We start from the raw sequence: 8,608 nt of genomic DNA, 5'->3' as shown, positions 1-8,608 counted from the left end.
GGGTCTTTTTGCGGTTGGTGATCACCTTTTTGTCGAAAAGGGGCAAGAACCCGTCGGTGATCAGCTGGGTGTGGATGCCCAGGTCTTTTTTGTCGGTCAGGTGCTGCAGGATGGCAAAGGGGAGATGGCCGAAACCAATTTGAAGGGTGGCGCCATCGTCCACCAGTTGATTGACATAATACCCGATACGGTTGGCGGTTTCCGAATCTTTAATGCTGGGGAGCGCCTCCACCAGCGGCTCCTCATGCTGCACCAGGTAATCGATGTCGTCGATGTGGACAAAACTGTCTCCCGAGGTCCTCGGCATGCGTGGATTGACCTGGGCGATGACCATCTTGGCATTTTGCATGCCGGCCAGGGTGATGTCGATGGATACGCCGAGGCTGCAGAAGCCGTGCTTATCCGGCGGGCTGACCTGAATCAGGGCCACATCCAGGCCAATCCGACGATTGGCGAAGTATCTGGGGATTTGGGACAGGTAGGTCGGGATGTAGTCGATCTTACCTTCGAATGCCGCTTTTCTCATGGAACTGCTGATAAAAAACAGCTTAAGGGAGAACCGTCTCAAAAACTTGGGATCGTCCACATAGTTGGAAAAGGTCCAGGAGAGCATTTGATAAACCATGATGTCCTGCATGCTCAGATCTTCCACCATGGTCCTTATCAGGTGTTGGGGTTCGCCGCACCCGGTTCCAATGAACACCCGGCTTCCATTTTTGATGTTGGATATGGCGGTTTGCGCGTCCATCAGCTTGTGCGGACATGCCGTCTTCAGATCCATCCCATCCTCCCGTCCTTCATGTTGGTTTTTAACGCAGTTGGGCCGCTTGCATTCGTTTTCGTCACCCGGCAGTGTGTCTAAGCGCAAAAACGCGGCCATTCCATCTTAAATCAACCCGATAGTCAAGCAGACAGTTGAGGTGCCTGATTGTCGCGTCATACAAAACAGTTGACAGGAGAAAGGCAGATTCATAGTTTCATCTGAAGGAATCAGACTTAGCGTGTTCTCACAGAAAGGCAGGTTCGACCCATGAAAGTGATTCAATACAGCCAAGAACCGGAAACCCGTTTCGACAATGACATGGTCAAAGGCGTTTCGGGTCGTGTGGTCATCGGCAAGGCGGACGGCGCCCCCAACTTCTGCATGCGCGTGTTCGAACTGGACAGCGGCGGCTTCACCCCCAGGCATAGACACGACTGGGAACATGAGATCTTCTTTCATGCCGGTCAAGGCGAGGTGTGGCAACATGGCAGCTGGGTGCCGGTCAAGGCCGGCAGTGTGGCCTTCATTCCGGGCAATGAGGAACACCAGATCAGAAATGCCGGGGATGGGCGGCTGACCTTCGTATGCCTGATACCATCCGGCCCACCGGAATTGTAACATGCCAGGGACACTCAGAAATCCACTGCCCACGGTCGATATTATCATCGAGGTGCAAGGCGGTATTGTCCTTATCGACCGCAAAAATCCACCCCATGGATGGGCTATCCCCGGCGGTTTCGTGGATTACGGCGAGTCCGTTGAAGATTGCGCCGTCAGGGAGGCACGCGAGGAAACCGGCCTGAACGTTCGTCTGAAAGAACTGCTTTATGTGTATTCCCGGCCGGAGCGGGACCCGAGGCACCATACCCTGACGACGGTATTCATTGCCACGGCGGACGGACAGCCCGTCGCCGCCGATGATGCAAAAGCGGCCGGTGTCTTTTCCGCCCGGACACTACCCGTCTTACTGGCTTTCGATCACGCCGATATTTTAGGGGATTATTTTCGATGTCAAGATGGTGTCGACCGGCGGATCGTCTTTAAACACCATCTTGATCGGATACCGTAGCAGCGGAAAACCAGGGCGTGTTTGGACAGCCGAACCGCCTGATTCGCGGGTAAGGCCATGAAGCGCCGTCGATCATCCACAGGGAACCGGCCTTTTCAATCCCTGGGAAAAATACTTGCCGAGAAAAATATTCACCTGCCCGAGGTCAAGCTCCCGGATCTGCCGGTTCGCCGGTTGACGTCCCGGGAAGAGCGGTTGCTCTTTCGCCAGGCCATGGCCGATGTGATTCCGCTGGCCGACACAAGAATCGTTCCGCCGGCGCGCTCTATCCCTACGTCGAATGCGCAAGCCATCGAAGATCCAGATGCTGAAACCGTCCGACAACTCAGGAAACTGATGGAGACCGGAGAGGGATTCGTACTCAGACACACCGCTGAGTATGTCGAGGGCTCGGCAGGATGGATGCCTCCGGAGATGTTTCGCCGCCTTCACGGCGGGTATTTTTCCATCCAGGATCATGTGGATCTTCACGGGTTGAACCTCACCGCGGCGAAAACGCACCTCGACCGGTTCCTGAAACGGGCCATCGCGGCCGGCAAGCGGGCGGTGCTGGTGGTCCATGGTCGGGGACGCTGCTCGCCGGGACCGCCGGTGCTCAAACCAAACCTGGCCCGATGGCTGGTCAGTGGGCGCTGGAAACGCTGGGTGATCGCATTTACCAGTGCCAGGTCCCACGACGGCGGCACCGGCGCCACCTATGTGCTACTCAGACAAAGGCCGAAGCAGTGATGTCCCAAGGGAGTCAAGCGATGCGTGCCACCGATGTGATGACGACCCGATACATGACGCTGAAACCCGATAACACGATTACCGAGGCGGTCAATCGTTTTAAGGCTGCCAGTCGGCAGGAGGGGAAAAATGTTTTCGGGTTGATGGTCACCGACGATACGGATCGGTTGGTGGGAATGCTTTCCATGTATGATATTTTGCTGTTTGTCCAGCCGCGGCATGCCAACATCTGGCAGGAACTGGAAGCGGATGCGCAGGCCAGCGCATTCAAAGAACTGTTGGGTCGGGTGAAATCCATTCGGGTCGGCGACCTGATGACCACCGACGTGGTGACCATTGCGCCGCAAACCCATCTGCTGACCATCCTGGATGTCATGATTAAGCGCCATATTCGGCGGTTGCCGGTGGTCCGGGAACAGGAGGTGGTTGGCATTGTTTATATTTCGGATCTTTTCTACCACCTGCTGCAGCAATATTTGGCTTAGCCAGGGAAAGGGGAATCCATGCCGCTGGCCAGAACGCGAAGTGTGCTGAGCGGGATGCGGGTCAAAGAAGCCATGCGCCGCCAGATGATTTCAGTGGACGGATCGACATCTATTTCGACCGGCATCGGCCGATTGATTAAATACAAGGTGGATGCCTTGCTGGTGATGGACACGCAAGGAAGACCGGCGGGAATCGTTTCCAAGACAGATATGGCGGGTGCATATTATGCAGAAATGCCTGCGGACACGCCCCTGGAGGCAATAATGGCCGGGCCCCTGTTAACCTGCTTTATCGACGACGGATTGGAACATGCGCTGGACATGATGATCAACAGCGGCGTTCATCAGCTTTTCGTGGTGGGGGCCGACGCCGGACGGTTCGAAGGCATGTTGAATTATGGGGACATCCTGGGGGTGGTGTTCCAGATCTGTCGCCGTTGTCGGAAAAACAGAATGCGACCTTTTGCAGCAGACGATGATGACCATCAGCCGACAGAAACACGCGTGTCGGATGTGATGACATCGTCGGTAATCAGCTGTAAGGACAGCAATGACCTCTATCAGGTAATGGAAGTCCTGACCGCGCACCGGATGAGTGCGGTCCTGGTGATCGGTGACGGCGGACGCCCTGCCGGCGTCATTTCCAAGACCAATCTGGTCGTGGCCTGGCATCGGGGGATTGCACCCGACGCGAAAGCCGTTGCGGTGATGAGTCAACCGGTGATCTCTTGCGATCGAAAAGATACCATCGACCAAGCCCTGGCACGTATGCTCGTGGGTGACCTGGGGCGTATTTTCGTTCACGATGAGAAACCTGGCAAGATTGTCGGGGTGCTTTCCCTTTCCGATGCCGCCAGGCACCGGTCCGGCACCTGCCATGCCTGCATCTCCAGCAGGATGGTCGGTTAAACGAATGGCATGGCTCTCGAAGTGAGAAGTCATCCATGGATGTGATTAATTTCGGCTGGCCGACTTGGTGCTGAAAAGCGCTTGACACCTGATCACAAAACCCATACACAGTTGTCGATCATTGTTAAAAAATATATAAATTACAGTCATATAATCTTATTGGTACCGATTGGATCCATTCGCGATGACGCTCTCCGATTTCCCCGCAACGGTCGACACCCTCTGGCTGGACATCCACTTGGTCACCCTGGCCGACCAGACCCCGTATGGCGTGGTTGAAAAAGGTGCCATGGCCGTCGACAAGGCGAAGGTCGTATGGCTGGGGTCGGTCGACGCGCTGCCATCGAATGCGCTGGATAGAGCCCGGTCGGTCCACCGCCTCGACAATGCCTGGGTCACTCCAGGCTTGATCGACTGCCACACCCATCTGGTCCACGCCGGCAATCGTGCCAGGGAATTCGAAATGCGGCTGAACGGCGCCACTTACGAAGAGATCGCCAGGGCCGGCGGGGGCATCATCAGCACCGTAAATGCAGTCAGAAACGCCTCGGAAGCCGATCTGTATGGACAGTCCGCCGGTCGGTTGAAGGCCATGCTGGCCGAAGGGGTGACCGCCGTGGAGATCAAATCCGGTTACGGACTGGATACAGAAAACGAGTTGAAAATGCTTCGTGTCGCACGGCAGTTGGGCCGGGAATTCCCGGCCAGTGTCATGGCGACGTTTCTGGGTGCGCACGCCCTGCCGCCGGAATACGCGGGACGGCCGGACGCCTACATCGACCTGGTGGTGGACGCGATGATCCCCGCTGTTGCCGCCAAGGGTCTGGCAACCGCCGTGGATGCTTTCTGTGAGCGGATTGCCTTCACGCCGGCCCAGACCGAACGCGTCTTTACTGCCGCTTTGAAGCATGGGCTTCGGGTCAAACTACATGCCGAGCAGCTCAGCGACAGCGACGGCGCTGCTTTGGCAGCCAGATTCGGCGCCCTGAGCGCCGATCACCTGGAGCACCTGAACGCGGCCGGCGCGGCGGCCATGGCCGCCGCCGGCACCGTGGCCGTGCTGCTGCCTGGAGCCTTTTATTTTCTCAAGGAGACCTGCAAGCCGCCGGTGGATCTGTTGCGCGGGCAGGGGATTCCCATGGCCTTGTCCACCGACTGCAATCCCGGTACGAGCCCAACGACATCGCCGCTGCTCATGATGAACATGGCCTGCATTAATTTCGGACTTACCCCGGCCGAAGCCCTTGCCGGCTTTACTATCCATGCTGCCAGGGCTCTGGGCATGCAAGACCGGTGGGGAACCCTCGAGGTCGGTAAGCAGGCTGATTTCGCGGTATGGGACATCGAAGCGCCGGCTGAACTGGCCTATCGCATGGGTGGCAATCCCTGCCGCATGACGGTCAAAGGGGGAGAGATCGTCCATCGGTGGTCTTAGCACATCCGCTTGTGGATCGGGCGCGACAATCAACAACGCGACAATTGGAGAAAGGGAGCAGACCGCATGAAAAGTAAAATCGCTGGTTGGGTAGTGGCAAGTTTCGTGATTTCAGGACTCATCGGTACGGTGATGGCCGCCGACATCATCAAGATCGGGTTTCATGCGCCGCTGACCGGATTCGCCGCCAGCGACGGAAAATCCGCTACCGAAGGCGCCACGCTTGCCGTTAGCCAGATCAACGCAGCCGGCGGCGTCCTGGGCAACGCGTTGGAACTGGTGGTGTATGACGACGAGGCCAAGCCAGCCCAGGCCATTCCCATCGCCAACAAACTCATCGGCCAGGACAAGGTCGTTGTGGGGATCTCCGGTTCATACTCCGGTGCCACCCGCTCTGCAGCAGGGATATTTCAAGAAGCCAAAACACCTTACATCAGCGCATACGGCATCCATCCGGACATCACCCGCGCCGGGGAATACGTCTTCCGTACCAGTTTTCTGGGGCACGTTCAAGGCAAGGCCGGCGCCAAGCTGCTCGGTGAGATGATGGGCAAGAAAAAGGTGGTGACGATCACCCTGCAGAACGATTTCGGTCAGTCCCTGGCTGCCGGTTTTGCGGAGATGGCTCCCGCCTACGGTATCGACATCGTCGGGGCTTACCAATACTCCATCAAGGACCGCCAGTTCGGAGCCATCGTGGCCAAAGTCAAGTCCGACAACCCCGATGCCATCTACGCCAGCGGTTATTATTTTACGGCCGGCCCACTGGTCAGTCAGTTGCGGGCGGCAGGCGTCGCCTGTCCCATCGTCGGGCAGGAAGGCTACGACAGCCAGAAGTTCATCGAAATAGCCGGGGCGGCCGCCGAAGGAATCATCATCACCACCAGTTTAGACCGCGACTCTCAGGTTCCGGAAACCGCCGATTTCATCAGCGCGTTTGAAGCTCAGGCCGGTTTCAAGGCCGATATGGTGGCCGCCAGCGGGCACACGGCCGTAATGGTTGCAGCCGATGCCATCCGGCGTGCCGGCAGCACTGATTCCGGCAAGGTGCTGGCCGCGATGAAAGCCACCGATCTGAAGGTTTCCACGGGAACCATTCGGTTCAATGCCCTGGGGGAGGTCATGAAGGCGGTACAGATACAGGTCGTCAAGGACGGCAACTGGCACCACTATGCGGTGATCGATGACCCCGACCTCCTGGCACCGCCGGAAAAATAGACGAAACTTATTCCATTTCGGCATGCGGTTCAGCGGGTATCGGAAGCTATCCGCCACGTGGCGCCTTTCGACATCGCGTTGAGCGGTTGAAGCGAATGCGTTCCCCGTTGACGATCGCGCGAACCTGTTGACGTTTCGGACCGTTCTCTATGCTTTATCTCGAACTGCTCATTCAAGGCCTGATATACGGTTGCATGTACGCCTTGATCGCCGTGGGCCTGACCCTGGTTTATGGACTTTTGCGTATCCTGCACGTGGCCCATGCCGGCCTTTTTACACTGGGCGGCTATCTGGGGCTTCTGCTGACCAACGCCACCGGCAGTCTGTTGCTCTCCATGCCCCTGGCTGCCGGGCTGGTGGGGCTTTTGGGTATGGTGATCTACCGGATTTGCTACCAGCCCATCCTGGACCGTCCCCCCTACGTGGCCCTGATTGCTTCCATCGGGCTTTTCATCGCCATGGAAGAGCTCTTTCGCCTGATATTCGGCCCTTATGGACTGACCTACGCCCACCCCCCGCTGCAACAGTTGTTCCACTATCATGGCATTACCCTGAGGGCCGTTGATCTGGCTATTGTGATCGGCAGTGTGTCCATTCTGGGAACCCTGGCGTGGTTGGCTCAAAAGACACGCATCGGCATGGCTTGGCGGGCCACGGTGGATGATCCCCAAATGGCCGGCAGCTTCGGTATCAGTGTGCTCAGGGTGCGCTACCTGAACTTTTTCATCGGCAGCGCCCTGGCAGGGATGGCCGGCATCTTCATCTCCCTGTTGTCCAGACTGGTGGAGCCCACCATGGGGGGTGTGCCCAGTTACAAGGCCCTGGCCATCATCGTCCTTGGCGGTTTGGGCAATGTCGGCGGCACCTTGATCGCCTCCCTGGTGCTGGGTGTGGTGGAGGCCTATGGCACCATTTTTATCGGCGACTATCTGGACCGGGACGCCATCGCTTTCGGGTTTTTGATTGTGGTGCTCATGATCCGGCCCCAGGGCCTGTTTGCGCGGAGGTAGACATGCTCATCTACGAACTCTCCCTGGCGACCGTGGTCTGCATCAACATTATCCAGGCCATCGGGCTCAACTTGATCACCGGCTACTGCGGGCAGATCAGCCTGGGGCATGCAGCTTTCTATGGTATTGGTGCCTACACGGCAGCCCTGATGGCCAAGGCCGGGTATCCGGGTCCAGTGAATCTTCTGGCCGCCATGCTGTTTACCGGAACGGTGGGGGCTGTGGTGGGCCTGACCAGCCTGCGGGTGCGCGAAGATTTTCTGGCTATCACCACCATGGGCGTCGGCTTTCTATTTTTGGGTATCGTTCGCCAGCAGGAGGGCCTTCTGGGCGGCGAACTGGGAATCAGTTCCATCCCCGCTTTCGGCTTGGGCAAAGTCGGCTTTTTTGTGTTGGTGCTGACCCTGGCGGCACTTACAGCAGCCTTTAGCCTATTCCTGAAAAGAACCTGGATGGGATTCGCTTTCGAAGCGGTGGCTGACGATGAAGACACGGCACGGGTGCTCTCCGTTAATGTGTCGGCCTTCAAGCTGGTCGCCTTCGCCCTGGGTACGGCACTGGCCGGCCTGGCCGGTGGTTTATATTGCTATTTCGCCCGATTCATCGTTCCCGATGATTTCGGGTTCATCACATCCATCAGCGTTTTGTCCATGGTTGCCGTGGGCGGAATCGGCAGTGTTTACGGGGTGATCGTGGGTACCACACTGTTGACCCTGATGCCTGATTTTTTCCGTTTTGTAGGCGAATACAAGCTGTTGGTTTACGGCAGCCTGCTTTTTGTGGTCATGCGCTTTGCCCCGACCGGACTGGCCGGCCTGCCGGCGGTGATATTGGCCAAAAGTCGCCTTCGCATAGGAGGCGCCCAATGACGGTGCTGCTGGAGGTCGAGGATGTGACCGTGCGCTTCGGTGGTGTGCAGGCCCTGCAGGGAGCCTCTTTCCAGGTTCACGAAGGGGAGCTGCTCAGCTTGATCGGCCCCAACGGTGCCGG

Annotated in this window: 10 protein-coding genes; 9 read left to right on the top strand and 1 reads right to left on the bottom strand. The window is 57.6% G+C overall.

The annotated features are described in order from the left end of the window. Positions 1–781 (bottom strand): acetyl-CoA hydrolase/transferase family protein (locus ABYV26_RS15185; protein WP_372682203.1); only part of this gene is annotated, 781 nt, incomplete at its 3' end. A gap of 249 nt (positions 782–1,030) precedes the next feature. Here ABYV26_RS15185 and ABYV26_RS15180 point away from each other — a divergent pair. The 9 genes from ABYV26_RS15180 (at position 1,031) to ABYV26_RS15140 (ending at position 8,487) form a co-directional block, all read left to right on the top strand. Then, complete coding sequence (locus ABYV26_RS15180) at positions 1,031–1,381, top strand: cupin domain-containing protein (RefSeq protein WP_372682202.1); 351 nt, start codon at positions 1,031–1,033, stop codon at positions 1,379–1,381. 1 nt (position 1,382) lies between these two features. Beyond that, positions 1,383–1,832 (top strand): NUDIX domain-containing protein, encoded by a 450-nt coding sequence (locus ABYV26_RS15175; RefSeq protein WP_372682201.1) that lies wholly within the window; start codon positions 1,383–1,385, stop codon positions 1,830–1,832. 57 nt (positions 1,833–1,889) lie between these two features. Beyond that, on the top strand, positions 1,890–2,561 hold the full coding sequence (locus ABYV26_RS15170) for a Smr/MutS family protein (protein ID WP_372682200.1): 672 nt from the start codon (positions 1,890–1,892) through the stop codon (positions 2,559–2,561). Positions 2,562–2,581: 20 nt separating this feature from the next. Next, positions 2,582–3,046, top strand: a complete 465-nt coding sequence (locus ABYV26_RS15165) for an HPP family protein (protein WP_372682199.1) — start codon at positions 2,582–2,584, stop codon at positions 3,044–3,046. An 18-nt stretch (positions 3,047–3,064) separates the two neighbouring features. Beyond that, positions 3,065–3,955 carry a cyclic nucleotide-binding/CBS domain-containing protein gene (locus ABYV26_RS15160; RefSeq protein ID WP_372682198.1) on the top strand — a complete coding sequence of 297 codons (891 nt, stop codon included), beginning with the start codon at positions 3,065–3,067 and terminating at the stop codon, positions 3,953–3,955. A gap of 184 nt (positions 3,956–4,139) precedes the next feature. Beyond that, positions 4,140–5,390: an imidazolonepropionase gene (hutI, locus tag ABYV26_RS15155; protein ID WP_372682197.1), complete on the top strand. Its 1,251-nt coding sequence runs from the start codon at positions 4,140–4,142 to the stop codon at positions 5,388–5,390. Positions 5,391–5,456: 66 nt separating this feature from the next. Beyond that, the gene (locus ABYV26_RS15150; RefSeq protein WP_372682196.1) at positions 5,457–6,608 is read left to right on the top strand and encodes an ABC transporter substrate-binding protein; all 1,152 of its coding nucleotides are present in this window, start codon (positions 5,457–5,459) and stop codon (positions 6,606–6,608) included. A 149-nt stretch (positions 6,609–6,757) separates the two neighbouring features. Next, on the top strand, positions 6,758–7,618 hold the full coding sequence (locus tag ABYV26_RS15145; RefSeq protein ID WP_372682195.1) for a branched-chain amino acid ABC transporter permease: 861 nt from the start codon (positions 6,758–6,760) through the stop codon (positions 7,616–7,618). A 2-nt stretch (positions 7,619–7,620) separates the two neighbouring features. Beyond that, a complete protein-coding gene (locus tag ABYV26_RS15140) occupies positions 7,621–8,487 on the top strand; it encodes a branched-chain amino acid ABC transporter permease (protein ID WP_372682194.1) in 867 nt (288 codons plus the stop codon). The last annotated feature ends 121 nt before the right edge of the window (positions 8,488–8,608 follow it).

Origin of the sequence: Desulfosarcina sp. (genome assembly GCF_041551955.1) — a bacterium.
Lineage (GTDB): Bacteria > Desulfobacterota > Desulfobacteria > Desulfobacterales > Desulfosarcinaceae > Desulfosarcina.
Note: the sequence above shows the minus strand (reverse complement) of the source record. Positions and strands in the feature narration are given on the sequence as shown.